This window comes from Polyangiaceae bacterium, assembly GCA_016715885.1.
In the GTDB taxonomy this organism is placed as follows: domain Bacteria; phylum Myxococcota_A; class Polyangia; order Polyangiales; family Polyangiaceae; genus Polyangium.
The window spans coordinates 357828-381051 of record JADJXL010000028.1 but is presented as its reverse complement, the minus strand read 5'-3'; the positions used below and the strand labels follow the sequence as shown (position 1 = coordinate 381051).

Below are 23224 nucleotides of genomic sequence, written 5' to 3'. Positions count from 1 at the left end.
GTCGAGCCATGAAAATTGCCTACGCAACATGTGATTTTGCCGCTCTCCGTCGGGAGAAAGCGTTTTACGTCGACAAGACTCCGTTCATCCCGCACCTAGAAAACGCCGGCAAGTTCCTGATCTTCCTGCGGCCGCGCAGGTTCGGCAAATCGACCCTGATCAGCACGCTCGAAAATTATTACGACATCGCTCTTGCCGACAAATTCGACGAGCTGTTTGGCGGACTGTGGATCCATGAGCACCCGACGCCCGAGAAAAACAAGTATCTCGTTCTGCGTTTCGATTTTTCGCCCGTCGCGTCGGAGGGCACCACCGATGAAATCCGGCGTAGCTTTGCAATCCAGATCAAGGCATCCGTCCGGTCGTTCATCTGGCGGTACGAAAAACTCGTTCCCAGGCTCTCGACGCTGGAAGCACGGGTCCGTTCGGACGACCAAGATACCGCCGCGATCATGACGGAGCTCTTTACGGTCGTCCGCGACGCAGAGCACCAGGTCTATTTGCTGATCGACGAATACGACCATTTTGGCAATCGGCTGCTTTCGGATGGCTTGATCGACACCTACCAGGACATCGTGCGCAGTGCGGGATTCGTGCGGAGCTTTTATGCCAGTTTGAAGGCATTTACAATCACGAGCACGCTGGCGCGGATGTTCGTCACGGGCGTTTCGCCCATCATGCTGGATGACTTGTCGAGTGGGTTCAACATCATCACGCACGTGTCGCAGAGCGATGCGTTGAATGCCTTGGCTGGGTTCACGACGGCGGACGTCGAACGCGCGGTGGACACGATGCTTCGGGACAGGCCCGATTTGGCGGCCGATCCGCGCATTGGCGATCGCAAAGCGCTGCTCGAAACCCTGGAGCGGTATTACGACGGGTATAGGTTTTCCAAACGAGCTACCGAGAAGATGTACAATTCGACGCTTGTCCTGTACTTCCTTGGAAAGGTGCTCGCTTCGGGATACTACCCCGATCAAATGCTCGATTTGAACGTGCGTACTGATTATGGCCGTCTTTACGGCATTGCCCGAAATACGAGCGGTCAAGAGACCGGCACACGGGAGCTTTTGGAACAGATCTTGACGAGTGAATCGGTCGCGAGCCCGCTGGTGGAGCAATTCGGGACGAAGATGCATTTCGGCGACGCGCAGATCGTGTCGCTTTTTTATTACATGGGCATGCTGACGTTCGGGCCGAATGCGGCGGAAGAAACGATACCCGTGTTCGTGATTCCCAATCGGGTCATGCGCGAATTGCAGTGGAGTTATCTTGTGTTTGCCCTGGCGGATCACGACGACATCCGCATCGACATGAGCCACGTGGCAACGGCATTGGCCACCATGGCGAAGCATGGCGACATCCAGCCGCTGCTCGATGTTTTCCATAAGCAGGTCATCTCCCGCATCAGCAATCGGGACCTCATGCAATTCAACGAAAAAACGATGAAGCTGATGCTCTTTGCGTATTTGTCGCAAACCAATTCGTTTTATCTGATGAGCGAAAAAGAGGTCGCCCAGGGATATTGCGATTTGTTGCTCGGGCTAAAAGGTAATGCATCCGCAGCGAAGTATGCGTGGATCATCGAAGCGAAGTATGTGAAGACGGACGCGACGGACGAGGAAATCGAGGCAGCGGTGCAAGAGGGTTTTGCGCAGATCGAGCGGTATGTTTCGGACGCGGACGTGGTCCAGATGCTGACGCTGGGCAACCATTTGCGAGCTGGCGTCTTGGTGTTCGTCGGGACGAAAGACGTGCGATATTGGGCGTGGAACACGGCCGCATCGAGCGCGTAGCTACGACGAGTCGTCGCCCAGCCATTCGCGGGCAAGCTCGAGGGTTCTACGATGGTCGGGGATGTTTTCGAGGAACGAGCGGCGCACTTCGGGCTCGGAATCCGGAATGAACGCAGCACGGCGCAGGAGGTCGTCGCGTGCTTCGCGAATGGCGTCGCGGGCGGCGTCGAGATTGCCGAGGGCGTGGTGAGCTTCGGCGCGGACGAGGAGGAGGAGGGCGTGGCGGTTGCAATACCCCATACCGCAGGCAATGGATTGGGAGAACGCGAGTTCGGCAATGTCTCTGGCGTCTTCCGCGCGTCCTTGTGCGAGTCGAAGTCGAGCCATGACGGCGAGATACCAAAGACGCAAATAAGGTTCCGCCGTGTCAATTTCCGCGACGCTGAGCAGTTCCGACTCCGCTGCGTCGAGCGCTCCGCCATAAAGTTGAGCTTCGGCAAGCACCAAGCGAGATATTCGGCGCAAAATCATCTCGTTTGCCGCTCGCAGCATCCAGGCGGCGAGGGCGGCGGCTTCATCCAGCTTGCGTTGATCAATGCGCATGACTGAACGATGGCTCTGGGTGGCGAATGCGTCCATACTCCCTTCCGGGCTTTCAGCGTACAAGATGATGTACAGATCGTCCGCGAGATCGAATTGACCGAGCATCCAATGGGCAGCGGCGACACTCCAGCGCGTGTACGGAAGCTCGCGGCCGATGCCCGATTGCTTGCGAAGAGAAATAGCGCTCGTCGCGTGCTGAAGAAAGCCCCACGGATTCCGATCGATATGACACGCACAAAGTGCACGGGCGAGCTCGGCCCAGGCAGATGCAATCGGGTCGCGGTTTGCCGTCATCTGTTCGAGTCGCCGCAGATTCAATTCAGCTTGGCGGCGCTCCGCCGCGTATATATGCGAAACAATGAGCGAAACTAGGGTGGCTGCGAGCAAGGGAATCGCATCTGGCTCGAACTCCATATGTTGGAGCGATTGAACTCGCTCATGCAGCGCCTCCTCGTCACGCAAGTACATCGCACAAGCGATTCCGGCGTAAAGCGCTCGGCTGGCGGTTCGGCTCCCGGGGCGAGCGTGTTTCAGTGTCACGCCGGCCGCATCGGATGCGGCCCGAAAATCCCCCAACTGGAACTTGGCATCCGCCTCGACTGCCCGCATGCCTGCCATCAACCCAGGCTCCTGCCCCAGTGCTACTCCCCGCTCCGACAGCTTGATCGCGACCGCGTAATCACCCCCTTCCAGCGCCTGCTCGGCCGCACGCAGGTAATACGCCGCCGCCCGTTCCCCTTGCTCACCCCTATCAAAATGCTCCGCCAACAGCCTTGGATCCCTTTCCCCAGCCCGCTCCAGCCATTCGCCAGCGAGCTTATGCCCAAGCCTCCGATCCTCCTCCGTCAGCATCGCATACGCGCCTTCCCGCAGCAGCACGTGCCGAAATGCGAGCTCCACCTGTCCCGCAAATCGACTCTCGGGCCGTTTCACCAGCACCTCGCGCTCGACCAAATGCAGCAATCGGTTTCGCACCTGTGCTGGCCGATCCGCACGATCCAATAACGCCGCGACACCTCCTGGCCAGAATGCCTCGCCAAACACCGCTGCCGCTCGCAATGCGCGACGATCCTCGTCATCCAATGCCGCGAGCCTCGATTGCACCATCGCCACGACCGTCTCGGGAAAGCCTTCTCCCTTTCGCTCCGCCGCTGCACGGATCAGTTCTTCCAAGTAAAACGCATTCCCGTCCGCTTGCGCGATGAGCCGCTCCAGCGTTTCCGCACCGATGTCCTCGCCGAGCACCTGGCGCACCAATCGCTCGCTCGCCTTTTTGCCCAGCGGTTTGAGCTGAATCTCTTGCAGGTGCCGCCCCTCCCAAAGCTCGGGGAAAAGCGAATGCACTTCCGGGCGCGCAATGGCCAGCACCATCCACGGCTCTTCCGAAACATCCCGCAATGCCGCATCCACGAATTGCACCGTCGGCAAATCCCCCCAATGCAGATCCTCCAGCACCAGCAGCACCGGTTGCACTGCGCATTCGGCACGCAGAAAATCGAGCCACGCGCGACGCATTTCATCCGTCATGATCTGCGTATTGCGGCGCGCTGCACGCAATAGCTCGCTCGAATCTTCGGGGAAGGGTACACCTGCAATTTCACCGAGCAGCTCCGCCACGCGCTGTCGATGCTGCGCCCCCACGCGTTCCGCTACCCGGCCGAGCAGTTTTTCACGACGCTCAGGCAATGGTTCGTCGCCACGAATCCCGCACGCATGGCGAAGCGCTTGACCTAGCAGCCCCAGCGCCGAGCCCACACGCAATACGTCGCCGCGCGCAATCCACACCGCCATGGGCGTATCGTTTGCCCGAAGCCTCGCCAAAAGCTCCTGCGAAAGACGCGATTTGCCCATTCCTGCCGCCGCCACCACGAGCGCTGCCTGCGCCGTTCGCTCTTCGATGGATTCCGCGAACATCTGCGATAATGTCGAAAGCTCGCGATCTCGTCCGACACAAGGCGTCGCCTTTTTCAGGAGCAATCGCGCTTCTTCGGCGATTTCGCGCTCGCCGTGCAATGTCGCGCCCGCCTCCGTCTCGCGCACGTCGAATCGCCCGTCGAGCAATCGCGCAGTCATTTCGTCGATTGCCACCGCAGCCGGCCGCGACTCCAGCAGCTTCACCGCCCGGTCAATCGCTTCGGCCGCCGCCATTCTGCCCGTCAATTCACCTCGGCCCGTCGCGAGCGCGACGGCGCGACCATTCGTATTCGCGTGCAACCACAATGCACATCGCGCCGCCTGCGCCGCTTGATCCGTCGCGAGGCCCATTGCACCCATCGATGCCACGGCCGATCCGTCACGTAGTACATCGAGCCGCCCGCCAAAAGTCTCGGTACCCTCGCGGAGCATCTGCGCCGTTTGCGCCGCGTGGCCTTCGAGCGTCACGTCCTCTCGCCTTTCCGCTTCAATGACGATCACCGTCATGGTCCGCCGCTCCCCGCTCGTCAATGCAATCGATGCCCGACGCGTCGTTCCCCGAGGCAATTCCTTGGTGAGCGCTGCGAGGTTTTCCAGCACCGCCGCACCATTTCGCGGCCGAGCTTCCGGGTTTTTGGCCATCATTCGGAGCAATAGCTGTTCCAATGCCGCCGGCGCATCGGGCCGCAATTCGCACAGCCGAGGCGGTTCGGCGATGAACACTTTGGCCAGCAGCGCCATCAAATGCTCGCCGGTAAACGCGGGTATCCCCGTCACGCATTCGAACAGCACGCAGCCGAGCGAAAACACGTCCGCTCGGGCATCGATCACGCGAGCATTCTGTACTTGCTCCGGCGCCATGTACCCCGGTGTGCCCATGATCGTTCCCGTCCGTGTCAAGCGCGCTGCCCCATCGAGTCGCGCAATCCCGAAATCGACCACTTTGATTTGGTCTACGCTGCCTCCCACGAGAAACACATTGCTCGGCTTCAAATCCCGATGCACGATTCCGCGCGCATGCGCCTCGCCAAGTGCCTCGGCAATCTGTTTGCCCAGGCCAATGCTTTCCTCGAGCGATAGCTCCGCTCGCGCGAGCCGCCGCGACAGATCCTCGCCCTCCAGCCACTCCATTGCGAGATACGGCTCGCCCGACGTCGCGACCACTCCATGCGCCACGTACCGCACGATGCGCGGATGCGCCAACTCGGACAGCGCTCGCGTCTCGTGCTGAAACCTCGCGTGGTGCTCACGAGCGCCGCTACGGAGCACTTTGACCGCGACAACCTCGCCGCTTTGCCGGTCCTGCGCACGGAAGATCTGGCCCATGCCGCCGGACGCTACCAACGCTTCGATCTCGAAACGTTCCGCGACGACGTCGCCTCGTTGCATGTGCGGCAGCATAGATACAGTCGATAAAGTTTGTCCATGATAATACAGTCGTCCATGATTGTCTGCTGCGTGCTGGAGCTTCGCCGGTGCGTGCCGGAGCTTCGCCGGTGCGTGCTGGAGCTTCGCCGGTGCATGCTGGAGCTTCGTTTCTCCGTGCCGGAGCTTCGCCCCTCCATGCCGGAGCTTCGCCGGTGCGTGCTGGAGCTTCGCCGGTGCGTGCTGGAGCTTCTTTTCTCCGTGCGGAGCTTCGCCCCTCCGTGCCGGAGCTTCGCCGGTGCGTGGTCGACGTTCGTGCGAAAGAAGGCTGGCTTTGTCTCCAACTTTGCGTGTAGCATCGCCTACGGACCTCGCACCCTGGAGACCCCAAGTGACCATTGATTACGAACGATTTGCCCGTGTCATCACGCGCTCGATCGAAATCGCCGACGAGCCGAATGCCGATGCGATTGTCGTCGCCGTGTTCAAAGAGACGCTCGCGGATGCCGCGGCGGCCTACCTTGCTGCGGAAGCCGCAGTGTCGACGGCGATGAGCGCATTTGCGAAGGAAAACCGTGAGGCCCTCGATGCATTGGCTTCACTCGACACACCGTATCGAGTGGCTCGAGCGGCGGTATTGGCGATGTTGCCGGGAACGAAGTTGCCGGATACCCTCAAATCGCAACCCACGGACACCGATCAGCTCAAGGCCATTGCCCAGTTGCTCGACCTGATTGATGATCATGTTGGCAAGGAATGGGCTGACGTGCTGCTCGCCGGAGAATTTGGCACGAAGGCGTCGCAGACGACCACGGAATTGTCGGAATCCATTGCAGCAAACAAAGCTTTGTCGAAAGCGCGGAGTGATCGTGCTGCGGCATATGGCCCGACCTATGAAAAGTATTTGCGCTTCAAGCAAGTCGTGCGCAATGTTTATGGGCCGGGTTCGAAACAATATAGGCGCATTCATTTACGCGCATCGCCCGGTGCGTCCGCGCCGGAGGCGGAAGAAACAGGGACTTGAGTCCATTCCACGTCAGCCCGCCGTGCGTGCGTCATGCGTGCGCGCGGTGGAAATTTCATGGGTGCTGCCACCACGGCTGAGGTGCCAGCTTCGCTTTTCCTTGCGGTCGTGCTAAGGTTCGCCCGCGAGCACGTCGAGCCATGAAAATTGCCTACGCAACATGCGATTTTGCCGCTCTCCGTCGGGAGAACGCCTTTTACGTCGACAAGACCCCGTTTTTCCCGCACCTGGAGAACGCCGGCAAGTACCTGATCTTCCTGCGGCCGCGCAGGTTCGGCAAATCGACACTGATCAGCACGCTCGAAAACTACTACGACATCGCTCTTGCCGACAAATTCGACGAGCTGTTTGGTGGACTGTGGGTCCACGAGCATCCCACGCCCGAGAAAAACAAGTATCTCGTGTTGACGCTCGACTTTTCACCCGTCGCGTCCGAGGGTACGACCGAAGAAATCCGACGGAGCTTTGCAATCCAGATCAAGGCAAGCATCCGTTTTTTCATCCATCGCTACATGGCGCTCGTCCCCAAGCTATCCGTGCTCGAGCGGGCCGTCGACTCCGACGACGAAGATACCGCGGCGATCATGACCGACCTTTTGACGGCGGTCCGCTACGCCGGACATCAGGTGTATTTGCTGATCGACGAATACGACCATTTTGGTAATCGGCTGCTTTCGGACGGCTTAATCGACACCTACCAAGGCATCGTGCGCAGTGCGGGGTTCGTGCGGAGCTTTTATGCAAGCCTGAAAGCATTCACGCGGACGAGCACGCTCGCGCGGATGTTCGTCACGGGCGTTTCGCCCATCATGCTGGACGACTTGTCGAGCGGGTTCAACATCATCACGCACGTGTCGCAGCGCGACGCATTGAATGCCCTGGCGGGTTTTACCGCGGCTGACGTCGAGCGCGCGGTGGACCTGATGCTCCGGGACAGGCCCGACTTGGCGGCCGATCCGCGCATTGGTGATCGCAAAGCGCTGCTCGAAACGCTGGAGCGGTATTACGACGGGTATCGATTTTCGGTGTACGCGCAGGACAAAATGTACAACTCGACGCTGGTCCTGTATTTCGTCGGCCAGGTCTTGGCGACGGGCAGGTACCCCCGGCAAATGCTCGATTTGAACGTGCGTACCGATTATGGGCGCCTCTACGGCATTGCTCGAAATACGAGCGGTCAAGAGACCGGCACACGGGAGCTGTTGGAAGAGATCTTGACGAATGAATCGGTCACCAGTCCCCTGGTCGAGCAATTCGGCACCAGGATGCTTTTTGGCCGAGCGCAAATCGTGTCGCTCTTTTACTACATGGGGATGCTGACCTTCTCCGCTGATGCGATGACCAGCTCGGATCCCAAGCTCGTCATCCCCAACCGCGTGATGCGCGAGTTGCAATGGAGTTACGTCGCGTTTGCCATGGCCGATCACGAGGGCTTGCAAATCGACTTGACCGATGTGTCGAGCGCGCTCCGGAAGATGTCGGTGGACGGCGAGATTCAACCCTTGCTCGACTTGTTCCACAAGCAGGTCCTTGGACGCATCAGCAATCGGGACCTCATCCAATTCGATGAAAAAACGATGAAGCTGATGCTGTTTGCGTATTTGTCGCAAACCAATTCGTTTTACTTGATGAGCGAAAAAGAGGTCACGCAGGGTTATTGCGATTTGTTGCTTGCGCTCCGAGGCAATGCATCGGCGGCCAAGTACGCGTGGATCATCGAGGCGAAATACGTGAAGACCGACGCGACGGACAAGGACATCGAAGCTGCAGTTGCAAAAGGTTTTGCGCAGATCGAGCGGTATGCGGCGGACGCGGACTTGGTCAAGATGCTGACGCTGGGCAACCATTTGCGGGCGGGCGTCTTGGTGTTCGTCGGGACGAAAGACGTGCGCTATTGGGCGTGGGAGACGGCCGCATCGAGCGCGTAGATAGGACGATGCATTACCCGACGGGCGCACGCAAATCATGTGCGGCTGCTCGATAGACCGTCGTCTTCTTCTCAGGTCTCATGGCGCTGCCGCGCATTCGATTGCTGCAATTGCGTAAAGATTGTGCTATGTCGCAAGCACTTTGATGATGCACGCGCGACCGGGAGACACCGTTGCAGGCCGTTTCGTGATCGAACGGCTCGCTGGCCGCGGAGGCATGGGCGAAGTGTTTCGCGCACGGGATTTGCGTGATGATCAGGCCGTCGCGCTGAAAATCATGCGCGTTGAAGGGCATGATCTAGGCTGGTTTCAACGCGAAGTCAGGACGCTCGAAAGGCTCCGCCACCCCAATGTCGCGCGCTATGTCGATCATGGAATGATGGGCACGGGCACGCATTACCTCGCAATGGAATGGCTGGACGGCGAGGACCTTGCCGCGCGACTCGAAAAAGGACCGCTCGGAATATGGTCGGTCGTCCAGGCGATGCATTGACTTCTTGCATGCAGGCGGTGGAATTGTACAGGCGCGTGGGCGACATGAGAAACGCATCGGTGCACATGATGAATGTCGGCGTCCTGTGCACTTCGCTCGGCGCTTATCGAGACGCCGAGCGATATTTAACGGAGGCACTCGCGGAGAGCCGTCGATTGGGAGTCACGCGTCAAGGCATATGGATTGAGCTCAGCCTTGGTCGGATATGGTCGCAGGTAGGCCGATTCGACGAAGGTGTGGCTGCCATGCGACGAAGCCTCGATGCGTTGACCCGTCCCGGATATGAACGACTTTGGGCGGTCGCAAGCGCCGAGCTTGGTTTCGAGCTCGCGGTGGGTGGTCATTTCAAAGAAGCGCTGGAAATTGTCGAACCGGTATTTCACAGCGAAGCAGCCGATAACTCATTGATCCTATCGCTCGTTGCTGGAGCGCGTGCGCATCTTGGCTTGGGCGATGTGCCGAGCGCCATGAAGCACGCGCGGTCCGCATACGAATTGCAGGAGAAGACGGGGGATCGCGAGCATGCCGTGGGCGTGTACGTGACGCTCGCGCTCGCAAGCAATGCAGCGGGCGAAAAAGCCGAAGCGATGGCGGCCATCGAGAAGGCGCGTGACGTCATCCTCGCAGCGGCCGATATGCTGACCGACCCGGAAAAACGCCGCACGTTCATTGAAAGTGTTCCCGAGCATGTTCGAGCGCTCAATCTTGCCAGGGCGTGGATTGACGCTTGAAACGGCGTTGCCGATTGGCGTAACTGTTTCTCTTACGGAACTTTGGCGTTGATGATGGCAATCGCATCCAGATCGAATCCAGCCGTGGGTGCTGCTCCCGCGCCCTGGATGTCGCGAATGCGGACAAACCTGACTTCCGCGAGCCCCACGGTGCTCAAATCGAATGGATCGCCACCGGACACCATCGGATCGAATGCGGAGATTTCGAGGTCACCATTGGCAAAAACCGGCGCATGGCCCGCGCATCCCGTGGGCGGCATCGATTCGGCGGCACACGGAAAACTCACCCACGTTTGACCATCCGAACTTACCGATACTTCGGCGAGCTCGCTGAATACTTGATCCCCCATGCTTCCATAGAGAAACGGATTCTCGAATACGATGAAGTCGACGCCAGGCCCATCGACGATGGCATTGCCGCCGAATCCCAATGTAATGGTGCCTTGACGGCCAAGCGAAAGCACGTCGGTGCTTCCTTGCGTGTTGCCATTACCGAGTGGCTCTCCGTAAATCACTTCGGGATACTGTTCAGCGCCGAATCCTGCCGCCTCCCCAGGCTCGAACGATTCCACGCAGCTCACCGTCCGAGTTGCCGGCGCCGACGCATTACACGCATGAGGTGACGGGCTCTCTCCGCCATTTTCAACTCCAACGTCACCGCAACCCAACGCAAATAGACCCACCGAACATGCCGTAGCAAGAAATGTTTTGTGCATTCTTCTCGAATACCAAACGGGACCCGGTGGAGCCAGTCCTTCCGATATGCCAAAAATGCGTGTCATTTCAGTCGTTTCGCCATTGCGACGAGCATTTGCCTTTGGATCGTACTAAAAGAATCTCGTGCTCCGTCGCCCCCCGTTTCCTCGTCCCTCTCCATCCGCCGTCGACAAGGCGCGGCTTTTGCTCGATCGCGCGCTGGGGCCGTCCAAAGTGATTACATCGTCCGACGGATGCGCGTCGTACGCAGGCGACGAATCGGATCAGGAACCCGTCGTGCCCGATGCCGTCGTGCTCGCGGCAAATGCAAACGACATCGAACGAGCGCTCGCGGCGGCAAGCGAAGCCGATGTTCCCATCGTCCCGCGCGCTGCCGGAAGCGGCAAGTCGGGCGGATGCGTTCCCGTGAGCGGCGGCATCGTGCTCGTCACGCTCGGCATGAACGCCATCAAGGAGATTGACCGAGACGAACTCGTCGCCGTGGTCGAGCCCGGCGTCATTTTGGCGGACTTTCATGCAGCGGTCGAAGCCGAGGGGCTCTTTTATCCACCCGATCCCAACTCGCTCGCCATCTGCGCGCTCGGGGGCAATCTCGCCGAAAACGCCGGCGGTCCTCGCGCATTCAAGTACGGCGTGACGCGCGAATACGTGCTCGGCGTGGAAGCTGTGCTCATGAGCGGCACGCGCATTCGAGCGGGTCGACGCACGGTCAAAGGCGTCACGGGCTACGACGTCACGAGCCTCCTCGTGGGCAGCGAAGGCACGCTCGGCGTGTTCACCGAAGCTACGTTGCAGCTCATTCCAAAGCCTGCGGGCGTCGCGACGCTGCTCGGCTTGTTCGAGACCGTGACCGATGCAGGGCGCGCCGTGTCGGCCATCATCGCCGCGGGCCTCGTGCCGCGATGCTTGGAGCTCATGGATGCGGGCGCGCTCAGTGCAGTGCGAGCACGTGGCGTTGCCGTCAACGATCGAGCGGGCGCGATGTTGCTCATCGAGGTCGACGGCGACGCTGCAACCACGGAAGCCGCCATGGAGCGCATCGGTGAAGCGTGCGTCGCCGCGCGAGCGATCGATGTCCTCGCAGCGCAGGACGCATCGCAGCAAGCGCGTTTGTGGGCCGCTCGTCGCGCGCTTTCTCCGGCAACGCGCGCGATGGCTCGCTACAAAATCTCCGAAGACGTCGTCGTTCCGCGCATGCGTTTGCCCGACCTTTTGGCCGAGATCGATCGCATTTCCGAAGAGACGAGCATTCGCATGTTGAGCTACGGACACGCGGGTGACGGCAACCTGCACGTCAATTTTCTTTGGGACGATCCCGATGCTTGGCAGCGTGTCGAACGCGGCCTGGAGCGGCTCTTTCGTGCGGTCGTGAGCATGCGCGGTACGCTCACGGGCGAACACGGAGTCGGCACGTCGAAGGCTGAATACTTGCCTCTCGAGCAGTCATCGGAGCTCATTCAACTGCAGCGCGACATCAAGCGCGTGTTCGATCCGAAAAACCTTTTGAACCCAAACAAAATTTTCCCTCGCCGCGGACATGGCGTCTGCTAATGAGGCTGCGTGCGCGTTCTTGGCATCGATCCTGGAAGTCGACATCTTGGTTGGGGCGTCTTGCACCGTGAAGGCAGCCGCATCGAGCATGTTGCGCACGGTGTCATCGACGTGGATCTCGATGGCACGTTTGCCGATCGTCTCGTCGACATCGACGATCGCCTCGCGGAGGTCATCGCCAAGCATTCGCCCACGGTGGCTGCCGTAGAGAGCATCTTTTTCTCGAAGGATGCGCAAAGTGCAGCGAAGCTCGGTCACGCGCGCGGTGTCGTGCTCTTGCGGCTCGCGCGTTCGTCGCTCCAAACCTGCGAATATCCTCCGGCGCTCGTCAAGCGTACGGTGGCGGGTCGCGGAGCCGCGGACAAACGCCAAGTCGCGATGGTCGTGACGGCGATCTTGCGCCTCGGTGCTCCGCCCCGGTCCGATGCGGCCGATGCGTTGGCCATCGCGCTCACGCACCTCAACGTGGCCGGATTTCAGGCGGCACTTTCGGCGTCGAAACCCTCGCAAAAAGCGCCTCGGAAGGTACATCTACCGTGAGGTTGCATGATCTTGTTCGGGCCTCCGTCCAAGCGCCGGACCCTTACGAATCGCCAGGTCTTCGGTTACGTACTCATCACCAGTTCGAACCCCACTCACAGGACAGAACGATGCGCCAGTTCCGAATCATCTCCGCCTTTTCCGCCATCGCCGCGAGCGCGTTTCTTCTCTGTTCCCCGGGCAGCTTCGCTCAAGCTCCCGCAGCTCCTGCCAAGCCCGCAGCGCCCAAAGGCCCGACAGCCGACGAGATTGGCAAGAAAGTCCAGGCCTTCTACGATTCGCTGAAGACGTTCAAGGCGACGTTCTCGCAGACGTACACGATCAAAATTCAGAACGTGAAGAAGGAGTCGAAGGGCAAGGTCACCTTCGAGAAGCCTGGGAAGATGAACTGGGTGTACGACGCGCCGAACGGCAATCGCGTCGTCTCCGACAGCACGACGATTCGCGTGTACGAAAAAGAGAACCAGCAGATGTACGAGACGCCGGTGAAGACGTCGCAATATCCGGCGGCGCTCGCGTTTTTGATGGGCAAGGGGCAGCTCATCAAGGACTTCAATTTGCGGCTGCTCGACGCGGCGCAGATGAAGTTCGAGGGCGGTTACGTGCTCGAAGGGACGCCCAAAGAAGCTACGCCCGCGTATCAAAAGGTTTTGCTTTACGTCGACGGACAAACCAGCCAAGTTCGCCGCGTGCTCATCTTGGATGCGCAAGGCAACCGCAACCGGTTCGACTTCAGCGCACCCGTCGTCAATCAAACCGTCGACAAGAGCGAGTTCGAGTTCACCCCGCCGCCCGGCACGCGCGTCATCAAGCCCTGAAATCGTTGCAGTCCAAACGACCGCAGAGCATCTCGGGGGTGCAGGTATCATCGCGAACGATAATTTCGACAAATGCTGGACGTAATCTGGTAGATGTCATCTAGCTTGGAGGAGCGATGAAAGCGTTGGATCTTGCAAAAGTGGTGCTGTTGGCATTGGCGTTGTCGACCGTTGCGTGCGCACAAACGTACATGGTCAAGGGCATGCAGGGTGCGCCCGATGCCGATGCAAAGATCACCGCGAAGGTGATCAGCGAAAACACCCTCACGCAGATTTCGATCAAGGCTGAGCATCTTGCCCCGCCGGAGCGGCTGCTTCCTGGATCGACGGTGTATGTCGTTTGGGCTCGTAAGGATGCGAATGACGAATGGATTCGCATCGCGAAGCTCGACTACAGCGCCGACTCCCGCAAGGGTGCCGTCGACACCGCGACGGTGCCGCTCACGGGCTTCGAGCTTGCGATCAGTGCCGAGCAGCAGGCCATGCCGAAGTCGCCGTCGACGACGATCATCTTCACGCAAAAAATCTCGAACTGACGCGACCCATTCGGCTCTCGCGTTTCGTACGTCATGAACGGTAGGATGGATTGATGGCTGCCGCGCGCGTGGTGCGCGGTGGCTTCGTGCATCCCTACGCGTGCCATGAACAACCCCTACGGTTCTCGCCCCGCGCCCTACGGCCAACCTTCCTATCCGCAACAGCCTCCACCGAACTACGGCCATGGTCCGGGGTATGCCGGTGGTCCTCCGAAGCCCGTCGATCCGCCTGACCCGGACAAACGCCGGCGCATGGTGGGTTTTGGTATTTGGGGCGTGGGCATTCTCGTCGGCGTCGTGCTCAACATCTTGTTCACGCTCGCCGAGATAGCGTTTTCCAAGGCGCCTGGGCGCATGATGTCCGCGGTCCTCACCGGCGCCATTTTCGCCTTCTTGCCGCTCGGGTTTTACCTGTTCATCCCCATGGTCCTCGATCGTTACGATCCCGAACCTTGGTGGACGCTGGCGATGGCGTTTTTCTGGGGTGCGATTGTCGCGACGGGGTTCGCCGGGATGATCAACACGGGCGTGCACATCGTATCGGCGAGTTTATTTGGACCAGCGGTGGGCAATTTCATGACGTCGGTCGTCAGCGCGCCCTTGTCCGAAGAATTCTTCAAGGGGCTTGCCATTTTGGGCATGTTCTATTTCTTGCGTCGAGAATTCGATGGGGTCGTCGATGGCATCATTTACGCGACCTTTTGTGCGCTCGGTTTTGCCGCGGTAGAAAACGTCAGTTATTACGCGCGCGCCGAAATGGCCAATCAGCTCGCAGGGACGTTTTTTCTGCGCGGCATTCTCTCGCCTTGGGGCCACCCGCTCTACACATCGATGACGGGGATCGGCTTTGGCATCGCGCGTGAATCGAGTCGCACGTGGGTGCGCGTGCTGGCGCCCATTGGAGGGTTTTTCATTGGCGTCTTTTTGCATGCGCTTTGGAACTTCGTGCCCACGGTCATTCCAAACGCCTTCTTCATCATGCTCCTCTTCTGGTTCATGTTCGTGGTGATTTTCTTCGTCATTCTGATCGTCCTCGTCTTGCGAAAGGGCAACATCATTCGCCAGTACTTGAAGGACGAAGTGCTGATGGGGAACATGACGCAGCAGGAAGTGGACCTCGTCTGTTCGCCCGTTGGAAGGCTCTCGTGCACGTTCTCGTGGCGCGGGGCCGAGGGGCGGGCGTTCATTGGGGCGGCGAGTCGATTGGCGCTGTCGAAATGGCACACCGCGCGCGCCATGAAAGGCCAGAAGCGCACGATCAGCGCCGACTTCATCGGGCCTTTGCGACAAGACATCGTCCGGATTCGCGCTCAGCTCAATGCGAAGGCGCCGCGGCGATAACACGGACCGATGTTTGTCAAAATCGTGTCAATGTCGCAATGGCGCCATTCTGTTACGATTTTGAAACCATGAATTCACAGAATTGTAGCAATTCCGGCTGACAGCACGTCGTCCTTTCACGCAGCCTCCATCATTTCGTTACAATGACCCCGTAGAGTCGCTCGTCGATGGCGACCATTCTGGTGATCGAGGACGAGCCCGCGCTGCTGAAGGTGCTCGATTACAATTTCAAGCAAGCGGGGCACGAAGTCCTTCTGGCCCCGCGTGGCAGTGAAGGCTTGCGCCTCGCCCGCGAGCGGCATCCGGACGTCGTGCTGCTCGATCAAATGCTTCCCGACGTGCAAGGCACCGAGGTCTGTCGCACGTTGCAATTGGATCCCGGGACACGTGACGTGCCCATCGTCTTCGTCACCGCAAAAGGTGACGAAGTGGATCGCATCGTCGCATTTGAGCTCGGCGCGGTCGATTACGTGGTCAAACCCTTCAGCGTTCGCGAGCTGGTGCTCCGCGTGCAGGCGATTTTGCGTCGGTCGAAGAGCACCGCACAAACGCAACGAATCATCGAATTCGGCATTTTGCGCATCGACGAGGATGCTCACCGCGTTTGGATCAGTGGTGAGGAAGTGGGCCTCACGCTCCTCGAGTTCAAGCTCCTCGTGACGCTTTATGAAAATCGGGCCCGCGTGCAGACCCGCGGCGCGCTGCTCGAGGGCGTGTGGGGAATGGATGTGGGCGTGACGACTCGCACCGTGGATGCCCACGTAAAACGCCTCCGCGACAAACTCGGGGAGGCCGGTTCCTATGTGCAAACCGTGCGAGGGCTTGGGTATCGATTTGCTCATTCTCCCGATGACACTTCGTTTGCGGAATGACTGGAAACCATAATGCAATCGTTACGAAGCATTCACCATATTGACACGAAAGCGCGGCACCGTGCGGCCCCGATGGAGACGCCATGAGTTTCGAAGCGTGGAACATCGAGGAGAGTGACCCGGGGCGAAAAAAACGGCTCGCCATTGGATATGCGACAGCAATCACCCTTTGCACGGTGGTTGGTGCGGCATTCGCGTCCATCAAAGCAGTCGTACAGGTCGCCGAGGAAGAACAGCTTGTCGCGGTCGAGCTCACGCCGACAATCGAAGCGCCCAAACCGCCGCCGCCTCCTCCGCCGCCGGAACCGGAACCGAAAGTGGCGTCAGGGCCAAAAGTGATGAAAAAGCCGGTCGTCGTGCCGCAAGCGGTGCCGACCGACATGCCGCCCGAGGGTGACCCGGAAAAACCAGTTGCCGCGAGTGAAGAAGGAGAAGGTGAGGGCGACGGAATAGGTTCGGGCAATGCGGCGCCACCGCCTCCCCCGCCTCCGCCGCCACCGCCACCGCCACCGCCGCCGCCGAAAATTTCCGGGCCCATTCAGCTTCCGGAAGACGGCACGCCGCCATCGCCGATATCAAAGCCGTCTCCGCCGTATCCCGAAGCGCTGAAGAGCGAAGGTATCGAAGGAACGGTGGTCGTGAGGTTTGTCGTGACGGAATCGGGGGACGTGGGCAGCGTATCGGTCGTTCGAGGCCATCCACGGCTCGATCCAATCGTCATTGGTACGGTGAAAACGTGGCGATTCAAGCCGGCCATGGTCGATGGAAAGCCGGTCGCAACCTACCAAGTGGCTCGATTCAATTTCAAGATCAAGACGTAAAAAAGGGTTTGGCGAAAGATCGCCGAGGAGTGAAACATGCAATTCGATCTCGCACACATTTGGGCGAGCATGGGCATCGTATCGAAGCTCATTGCGTTCACGCTCGTGCTCATGGCCGTCGCGAGCATTGCGGTGGTCGTCGAGCGGATGATTGCACTTGCGCGAAGCAATGCGGAAACCGGGCGTTTCATGAAGGTGGCCGGCCCGCTGCTCGATTCATGGGACATGGCCGAGCTCATCAAAGCAGCGGATCGCCATCGCGTCTCGGCGCTCGCGCGGCTCGTGGGCGGAGCGGTTCGTCGATACGTACGAGCGGAAAACGAGCCGGATGGGAATCTCTCGCCCGTCGAATTGTCGCGACGCGAAGTCGGTCGTCGGCGCGAAGCCATTTCGATGGACCTGCGCCGAGGCATGTCGGTCCTCGCGACGGTCGGATCCATTGCACCGTTCGTGGGGCTCCTCGGAACGGTCGTCGGTATCATTACGGCATTCCAGAGCATTGCAGCGACCGGTTCGGGTGGCCTCGGTGCGGTCAGCGCGGGCATTGCCGAAGCGCTCATCGAAACGGCGCTCGGGCTGTCGGTCGCCATTCCTGCAGTGCTTTGCTTCAATTGGTTGACGGGCAAGATTTCGGTTATCGAGGCGGCCATCGATCGCAGCGCAGGCGAGCTGCTCGACGAAATGGAGAATCACCATGGGCGTGCAAGCGGCGAACGGATTCTCGAAGAAGCAGCCTGAGCCGGACATCAACATCACGCCGCTCGTGGACGTGGTGCTCGTGCTGCTCATCATTTTCATGGTGATTGCTCCCGAGCTGGAACATGGCGAGCGGGTGGAATTGCCGAGCGTGGTGAAAGCGGACGAAAATTCGAAATCGAAGCTCGATCCCATTACGGTGACGGTGACGGCTCGTGGAAGTGTGTTCCTGGAAAAAGAGCCCATGGGCAATCTCGCGACGCTCGAAACCAGGCTATCGCAGATTCACCAAGCGGAATCCGACCGGAGGATCGTGCTGAAGGGTGATGCGTCCGTGCATTACGCGAAAATGCGCGACACCTTCGCGGCGTGTCAGCGTGCGGGTTTCAAAGGGATTGCCTTGAGCGTGAGCCAAAAGGGCAAAAGCGGTGAGGAGAGCTAGCCATGGGGATGAACGTTTCGGCTGGCGGGAAAAAGGACAACATTGCACCCGCAATGAACGTCACGCCGCTCGTGGACGTGGTGCTCGTGCTGCTCATCATCTTCATGGTGGTGGCACCGCTGCTCGACAAGCAGCTTTGGCTTCAATTGCCGAAAAAGGATACGGCTCAAAAGAACGAGCCTCCACCGCCCGACGCGGACAAACCGGTCGTGCTGACGGTGGATTCCAAGGGCACGATTCGCATCAATCAAAACGTGATCGAGAAAGCCGAGCTTCGCGAACGATTGCGTAAAATCTTTGCGGCCCGTGCCGATCAAGTCCTTTATTTCGACGCCACCGACGATGCTCCGTACGGCGTCACCGTGCAGGTGATGGATATCGCCAAACAGGGCGGAGCAAAGGGTATCGCGATATTGACGGAAAAGGTCGCCGGTAACTGAGTTTTCAATGCAGGAAAGCGAAAAATTCGCGCGACATCTCGCGCGCACGGGATAGGTCCATGCGACGACTGACGAACATTACGACGACCCTCTTGGCATTATCGGTTCCCCTTTTCACGGAACGTGCGGCATTTGCTGCGGATGATGCTCCCGCGCCAAGTTCGAGCGAACCGGCGCCGCCGCCAGCCGACGATGTTATCCTCGAGGAAGAGGACCCGTCGCGCGCGCCGCCCGCAGGAAAAGGTGTCGTGTGGGGCATCGTGACGGACGCAAAAACGAACGAACCGGTCATCGATGCACAAGTATCGGTTGTCGGGACGAACAAGAAGGCGATTGCGGACTTCGACGGCCGCTTTCGACTGGAACTGACGCCGGGCATGTACGAGCTGCGCGTTTTTTATCAGCTCTACAAAGCTCAACGCGTGCAAAATGTCCGCGTCGTCGCGGGCAAAGTCGAAAAGGTCGACGTGGCGCTGTCGACGGAAGAAAACAAGCAAGAGATCGTCGTCGAGATTGAAGCGGACCCCGATCGAGCATCCGCGGCGGCACAAACGCTCATTCGCAAAAATGCCGCGGCCGCAGGCGATGCCATCAGCGCGCAGGAAATCGCCCGAACGCCCGATCGAAACGCTGCCGACGCTGCCAAGCGCGTCGTCGGCGCGTCGGTCGTTGGAAGCCGCTACGTATTCGTCCGCGGATTGGGCGAACGATATACCAATGCCCTCATCAATGGCACGCCGCTGCCGAGCCCCGAGCCCGATAGGCAAGCTGTTCCATTCGACATGTTTCCCACGACGGTGCTCAGTGACTTGACCATCGTCAAAACGTTCACGCCCGATATGCCCGGCGACTTCACGGGCGGCTCCGTACGCGTTCGCACGCGTGAATTGCCCGAGTCGTTCACCGTGACGGGGACGTTTTATTTGGGTGTGAATACGGAGAGCACATTTCGCGATCGGCTCACGTATCGCGGTTCCAGCACCGATTGGCTCGGCATCGACGACGGTACGCGATCACTGCCTCGGTCCATTCCAGCATATCGCGTCACGCGCCTCGGTCCAAAGCCGGACGGTAGCGTCATTACACGCGACGAGTTGACTCGATACGGGCAGGACATCAATGCGTACATGAGCACGCAGCGGGCAATGGCGCTGCCCAACATGAGCGGCAACATCACGATTGGCGATACCTTGAAAAAAGAGCCGATCATGAATTCGGATACATTGCAGCGCTGACGTATGGGCGAAAGTTTCAGATTCGACGCGACGAGATTGCTCGGACGTTTACCACGGACCCCAATGCGGCCGTTCCCGAATTGCGAATGCTCAACGATTACCGCATCGAAACGGGCCTCGATACCGTTACGTGGGGTGGATACGGCGGGCTCACGTATCGTTATGCCAAAGACCACAAGGTTTCACTGATTGGTCTGCACACACGTTCGTCCGAAAACGAAGCGCGCGAAATCGAAGGTTTCAATGAGGACGCGGGCATGACGATTTACGATACACGTCTGCGCTTCACGAGCCGAGCGCTCACGTTCGGGCAGCTCACCGGTGAACACAAGCTACGCAGCATGAGCGATGCGACGCTCGATTGGAGTTTGACGTTGTCGTCCGCGTCGAGCAGCGATCCGGACATGCGTGAAAACGTGTACCAATTGGCAGAAGGTGGGCGAAAAGTCTGGGACGATGGGACGCAAAGCGGGCTGCACTTTTTCGGCAATCAATCCGAAATGATTTACGGCGGGCTCGTCAATTGGACGCAGCCGCTCGTGAAGGGGGATGCGCCCACGCGGCTCGAGTTCGGAGGGCTCGCGCTCGTGCGTTCGCGTGACTTCGAGGCGCGCAGGTTCAGGTTTCTCGCACGAAACCCACCTGGTTTCGATTATGCGAAATCCCCGGACGAATTGTTCGTTCCGGAAAACATCGGCCCCGCGCTGGAGCTCGACGAATGGACGCGAACGAGCGATTCGTACGTGGCCGAGCAAAACATTTTTGCTGGGTATGCAATGGCGGATACGGCCCCGACGCGGTGGATGCGCGTGATTCTTGGCGCGCGAGTGGAAGCGTCGACGCAGGTATTGGAATCCTTCGACCGATTCGATCCGACAATTCGATCGAAGAGCACGCTGGCCACGGTGGACCTCCTTCCGTCGGCAAACCTCGTATTCAAGACGACGCCGAACTCCAATCTGCGTTTCTCCGCCACGCGCACGGTCGCGCGCCCGCAACTGCGCGAGCTTGCGCCGTTTCTCTTTACGGAATACTTCGGCGCGCGCGACGTGTACGGCAATCCAAACCTCGATCGTACGACCATCGTGAACCTCGACGCGCGCTTCGAATGGTTTCCGACACTTTCGGAGGTCGCCGCGGTCAGTGTGTTCTACAAAGAATTCAAAAAGCCCATCGAAAAGGTGATTCTGCCCGCGGGCAATCGCGGGACCGATAGCTTCGAAAATGCCGAGGGAGCTCGAAACGCGGGCGTGGAGCTCGAATTGCGCAAGAACCTTGGTTTTGCGCATCAGCGGCTCGCGAATTGGGGCGCCCTGGCAAACCTGACGCTCGTGTATTCTCGAGTTTCGCTTGGTGAGTCACAAGTTGGACTGCAAACGAACAATGAAAGGCCGCTGGCGGGTCAATCACCCTTCGTGGTCAATCTTGGTGCCGATTATGCCAACGACAAAAGCGGTACGCGATTTCGATTGCTGTACAACGTCTTCGGGCGACGCATTACGCAAGTCGGTGCATACGGTTTGGCGGACGTGTACGAACAACCGCGACACGTCGTCGATGTCACCGTGGCGCAACGAATTGGCAAGCACGTGGACCTGAAACTTGCGGCGGAAAATCTGTTGTTTGCCCCCGTGCGGTTTACCCAAGGACCGGATGCGGAAGGCGATGGTTCGAATGTCGTAGGCGAATTTCAACCCGGCGCGACGTTCACGCTCAGCGCGACGATGCAAAACTGATACGTCGCGAAATTGTTTCCATTGCACCGCAAAAACGTCACGTCGACCCTCCATGATGCTGCCCGCAATCCAGGAGGAACCATGAATACTCGACGAAACACTTCGATTCTGGCGCTCGCTTTTCCCATAACGCTACTCGCCGCTTGCGGTGATCCCGATAATGATAAGCCTCCGACGGGAGGAACGTCGTCCAGCAGCAGCTCCAGCAGTTCGAGCAGCAGTGGTATGGGAGGTTCGGGCGGTTCGGGCGGTGGTGGGACATCGAATTGCGCTCCGAATCCTGGGGCCGCCGAAATCGCAGCGACCCTCTTCGATGCGGTCAACGATGAATACGAAATCAAGACCGATGTCACCTTGACATCCGACAAGATTTGGACCTTGAAGCACAAGGTTCACGTGCGCGCGGGTGCGACGCTCACGATTGAACCTTGCACGACCATCGTGGGCGACAAAGGAACACTCGGTACGCTCATCATTGATCCCGGTGCAAAAATCATTGCTGAGGGAGCCGCGGACGAACCCATTGTCTTCACGAGCCAAGCGTCCGCCGGTGATCGTCAAGCGGGTGATTGGGGTGGCGTCATCGTGCTCGGCAGGGCGCCGATCAACGTTCCCGGCGGTAAAGCCAATATCGAGGGGCTCAATCCGACGCCCGAAACGCAATACGGTGGCGATGTGGCCGATGACGACAGCGGCATCTTGAAGTACGTGCGAATCGAATTCAGCGGCATCTTGCTTTCGCAAAACAACGAGGTCAATGGATTGACGTTTGGCGGCGTCGGTTCGAAGACGCAGGTGGAATACGTGCAGGTCCGCAATACGCTCGACGACTGTTTCGAGTTTTTCGGCGGAACGGTGAATGCCAAGCACTTGGTTTGCACGCACAACCAGGACGACGGCTTCGATTGGGATTTGGGTTATTCGGGGAAACTGCAATTCCTCGTGCTGCAACAGGACCCGACGTTCCCGGATGACACGAACGGGTTCGAAAGCGACAACGATGCAATGGGAACGACGAACATGCCGATCTCGAACCCCACCATCTACAATGTCACGTTCATCGGACACGACGCGGACAAACAGCAATATGGCTGGCAGCCTCGACGTAGCACGCAAGGAGCCGTGCACAATGCGATTTTTCACGGGTTTCGAGGCGTGTATCGATATCCGGGACGCGCAGACGAAGGTCGAGCTGAAGAGCTCGATTTGTCATGGCAAGAAAGTACACAACATTGCATACCCCGAAGAACCGGGCGGCATGGGCGTGCTTGCCGATGACGACAATGGCGTCGACGAGGTCGCTTGGTTCCTCGATCCGGCACGCAAAAACTCCGAAGCCGATCCGATGCTCACAGCCCCGTTCGACGGCGCGGCTCCGGATTTCCGGCCGAAGACGACCCTTACCGAAAATGCAGCGACTCCGCCGAATGACGGGTTTTTCGATACGAACGCGACGTACATCGGCGCATTGACTTCCGATGATACGTGGATGACCGGCGCTTGGTTGTCGTTCGCGCCGAATTGATCAGGCGCGGACCCTTATTGCATTGCCCGCTCGCCCGCCATTACACTGGCTCGGGGATTGCTTCGTCCGCCCCGGTGCGCTCTACCAATACGAAATGGCGCCTGCGCGCTCGAGAACGTCATGCCGCTACCCGCGGAGCGCGACCGTCCGGCGACGATGT

Annotated in this window: 22 protein-coding genes; 20 read left to right on the top strand and 2 right to left on the bottom strand. The window is 59.2% G+C overall.

Annotated features, from left to right (window positions below; translation table 11 throughout):
• The first annotated feature begins 8 nt into the window (after positions 1–8).
• Positions 9–1796, top strand: coding sequence for an AAA family ATPase (locus IPM54_42845; GenBank protein ID MBK9266514.1), 1788 nt, complete (start codon positions 9–11; stop codon positions 1794–1796).
• Here IPM54_42845 and IPM54_42840 read toward each other — a convergent pair whose 3' ends face one another.
• Positions 1797–5642 (bottom strand): protein kinase, encoded by a 3846-nt coding sequence (locus IPM54_42840; GenBank protein MBK9266513.1) that lies wholly within the window; start codon positions 5640–5642, stop codon positions 1797–1799.
• Between the two features lie 86 nt (positions 5643–5728).
• Here IPM54_42840 and IPM54_42835 point away from each other — a divergent pair, with 86 nt between their 5' ends.
• The 5 genes from IPM54_42835 to IPM54_42815 all read left to right on the top strand — a co-directional run bounded on the left by IPM54_42835 (position 5729) and on the right by IPM54_42815 (position 9794).
• Complete coding sequence (locus tag IPM54_42835; GenBank protein MBK9266512.1) at positions 5729–5974, top strand: hypothetical protein; 246 nt, start codon at positions 5729–5731, stop codon at positions 5972–5974.
• 35 nt (positions 5975–6009) lie between these two features.
• Positions 6010–6642, top strand: coding sequence for a hypothetical protein (locus tag IPM54_42830; protein MBK9266511.1), 633 nt, complete (start codon positions 6010–6012; stop codon positions 6640–6642).
• Positions 6643–6782: 140 nt separating this feature from the next.
• The gene (locus IPM54_42825) at positions 6783–8570 is read left to right on the top strand and encodes an AAA family ATPase (GenBank protein ID MBK9266510.1); all 1788 of its coding nucleotides are present in this window, start codon (positions 6783–6785) and stop codon (positions 8568–8570) included.
• A gap of 145 nt (positions 8571–8715) precedes the next feature.
• Positions 8716–9063: a protein kinase gene (locus IPM54_42820; protein MBK9266509.1), complete on the top strand. Its 348-nt coding sequence runs from the start codon at positions 8716–8718 to the stop codon at positions 9061–9063.
• Complete coding sequence (locus IPM54_42815) at positions 9036–9794, top strand: tetratricopeptide repeat protein (GenBank protein ID MBK9266508.1); 759 nt, start codon at positions 9036–9038, stop codon at positions 9792–9794. Before IPM54_42820 ends, IPM54_42815 begins: the two co-directional genes overlap by 28 nt.
• Positions 9795–9826: 32 nt before the next feature.
• Here the strand turns inward: IPM54_42815 and IPM54_42810 are convergent, their stop codons facing one another.
• Entirely contained in the window at positions 9827–10375 is a 549-nt protein-coding gene (locus IPM54_42810; GenBank protein MBK9266507.1) for a hypothetical protein, read from the bottom strand.
• A gap of 259 nt (positions 10376–10634) precedes the next feature.
• Here IPM54_42810 and IPM54_42805 point away from each other — a divergent pair, with 259 nt between their 5' ends.
• The 14 genes from IPM54_42805 (at position 10635) to IPM54_42740 (ending at position 23064) form a co-directional block, all read left to right on the top strand.
• Positions 10635–12062 carry an FAD-binding protein gene (locus IPM54_42805; GenBank protein ID MBK9266506.1) on the top strand — a complete coding sequence of 476 codons (1428 nt, stop codon included), beginning with the start codon at positions 10635–10637 and terminating at the stop codon, positions 12060–12062.
• A 9-nt stretch (positions 12063–12071) separates the two neighbouring features.
• Positions 12072–12602, top strand: a complete 531-nt coding sequence (gene ruvC, locus IPM54_42800) for a crossover junction endodeoxyribonuclease RuvC (protein MBK9266505.1) — start codon at positions 12072–12074, stop codon at positions 12600–12602.
• Between the two features lie 110 nt (positions 12603–12712).
• Positions 12713–13420 carry an outer membrane lipoprotein carrier protein LolA gene (locus tag IPM54_42795; protein ID MBK9266504.1) on the top strand — a complete coding sequence of 236 codons (708 nt, stop codon included), beginning with the start codon at positions 12713–12715 and terminating at the stop codon, positions 13418–13420.
• Between the two features lie 116 nt (positions 13421–13536).
• Positions 13537–13956, top strand: a complete 420-nt coding sequence (locus tag IPM54_42790) for a hypothetical protein (protein ID MBK9266503.1) — start codon at positions 13537–13539, stop codon at positions 13954–13956.
• A 105-nt stretch (positions 13957–14061) separates the two neighbouring features.
• The gene (locus IPM54_42785; GenBank protein MBK9266502.1) at positions 14062–15297 is read left to right on the top strand and encodes a PrsW family intramembrane metalloprotease; all 1236 of its coding nucleotides are present in this window, start codon (positions 14062–14064) and stop codon (positions 15295–15297) included.
• Positions 15298–15464: 167 nt separating this feature from the next.
• Entirely contained in the window at positions 15465–16169 is a 705-nt protein-coding gene (locus IPM54_42780; GenBank protein ID MBK9266501.1) for a response regulator, read from the top strand.
• Between the two features lie 83 nt (positions 16170–16252).
• Positions 16253–16990, top strand: coding sequence for an energy transducer TonB (locus IPM54_42775; GenBank protein ID MBK9266500.1), 738 nt, complete (start codon positions 16253–16255; stop codon positions 16988–16990).
• 36 nt (positions 16991–17026) lie between these two features.
• A complete protein-coding gene (locus tag IPM54_42770; protein MBK9266499.1) occupies positions 17027–17728 on the top strand; it encodes a MotA/TolQ/ExbB proton channel family protein in 702 nt (233 codons plus the stop codon).
• A complete protein-coding gene (locus IPM54_42765) occupies positions 17685–18128 on the top strand; it encodes a biopolymer transporter ExbD (protein MBK9266498.1) in 444 nt (147 codons plus the stop codon). The genes IPM54_42770 and IPM54_42765 overlap by 44 nt, the downstream gene beginning before the upstream one ends.
• Positions 18129–18130: 2 nt before the next feature.
• Positions 18131–18568, top strand: a complete 438-nt coding sequence (locus IPM54_42760) for a biopolymer transporter ExbD (GenBank protein MBK9266497.1) — start codon at positions 18131–18133, stop codon at positions 18566–18568.
• 59 nt (positions 18569–18627) lie between these two features.
• The gene (locus IPM54_42755; protein ID MBK9266496.1) at positions 18628–19803 is read left to right on the top strand and encodes a carboxypeptidase regulatory-like domain-containing protein; all 1176 of its coding nucleotides are present in this window, start codon (positions 18628–18630) and stop codon (positions 19801–19803) included.
• 86 nt (positions 19804–19889) lie between these two features.
• On the top strand, positions 19890–21539 hold the full coding sequence (locus IPM54_42750) for a TonB-dependent receptor (GenBank protein MBK9266495.1): 1650 nt from the start codon (positions 19890–19892) through the stop codon (positions 21537–21539).
• An 81-nt stretch (positions 21540–21620) separates the two neighbouring features.
• Positions 21621–22817 carry a hypothetical protein gene (locus IPM54_42745; protein MBK9266494.1) on the top strand — a complete coding sequence of 399 codons (1197 nt, stop codon included), beginning with the start codon at positions 21621–21623 and terminating at the stop codon, positions 22815–22817.
• Entirely contained in the window at positions 22798–23064 is a 267-nt protein-coding gene (locus tag IPM54_42740) for a hypothetical protein (protein MBK9266493.1), read from the top strand. The genes IPM54_42745 and IPM54_42740 overlap by 20 nt, the downstream gene beginning before the upstream one ends.
• Positions 23065–23224: the final 160 nt, after the last annotated feature.

Bases quoted from the DNA above. Each gene is read 5' to 3' on its own strand.
- IPM54_42765 (MBK9266498.1), top strand. From the start codon at position 17,685: ATGGGCGTGCAAGCGGCGAACGGATTCTCGAAGAAGCAGCCTGAGCCG.
- IPM54_42790 (MBK9266503.1), top strand. From the start codon at position 13,537: ATGAAAGCGTTGGATCTTGCAAAAGTGGTGCTGTTGGCATTGGCGTTG.
- IPM54_42740 (MBK9266493.1), top strand. From the start codon at position 22,798: ATGGGCGTGCTTGCCGATGACGACAATGGCGTCGACGAGGTCGCTTGG.
- IPM54_42775 (MBK9266500.1), top strand. From the start codon at position 16,253: ATGAGTTTCGAAGCGTGGAACATCGAGGAGAGTGACCCGGGGCGAAAA.
- IPM54_42780 (MBK9266501.1), top strand. From the start codon at position 15,465: ATGGCGACCATTCTGGTGATCGAGGACGAGCCCGCGCTGCTGAAGGTG.
- IPM54_42785 (MBK9266502.1), top strand. From the start codon at position 14,062: ATGAACAACCCCTACGGTTCTCGCCCCGCGCCCTACGGCCAACCTTCC.
- IPM54_42840 (MBK9266513.1), bottom strand. From the start codon at position 5,642: ATGCAACGAGGCGACGTCGTCGCGGAACGTTTCGAGATCGAAGCGTTG.
- IPM54_42760 (MBK9266497.1), top strand. From the start codon at position 18,131: ATGGGGATGAACGTTTCGGCTGGCGGGAAAAAGGACAACATTGCACCC.
- IPM54_42745 (MBK9266494.1), top strand. From the start codon at position 21,621: ATGAATACTCGACGAAACACTTCGATTCTGGCGCTCGCTTTTCCCATA.
- IPM54_42770 (MBK9266499.1), top strand. From the start codon at position 17,027: ATGCAATTCGATCTCGCACACATTTGGGCGAGCATGGGCATCGTATCG.
- IPM54_42815 (MBK9266508.1), top strand. From the start codon at position 9,036: ATGGTCGGTCGTCCAGGCGATGCATTGACTTCTTGCATGCAGGCGGTG.
- IPM54_42755 (MBK9266496.1), top strand. From the start codon at position 18,628: ATGCGACGACTGACGAACATTACGACGACCCTCTTGGCATTATCGGTT.
- IPM54_42845 (MBK9266514.1), top strand. From the start codon at position 9: ATGAAAATTGCCTACGCAACATGTGATTTTGCCGCTCTCCGTCGGGAG.
- IPM54_42750 (MBK9266495.1), top strand. From the start codon at position 19,890: ATGCTCAACGATTACCGCATCGAAACGGGCCTCGATACCGTTACGTGG.
- IPM54_42820 (MBK9266509.1), top strand. From the start codon at position 8,716: ATGATGCACGCGCGACCGGGAGACACCGTTGCAGGCCGTTTCGTGATC.
- IPM54_42825 (MBK9266510.1), top strand. From the start codon at position 6,783: ATGAAAATTGCCTACGCAACATGCGATTTTGCCGCTCTCCGTCGGGAG.
- IPM54_42795 (MBK9266504.1), top strand. From the start codon at position 12,713: ATGCGCCAGTTCCGAATCATCTCCGCCTTTTCCGCCATCGCCGCGAGC.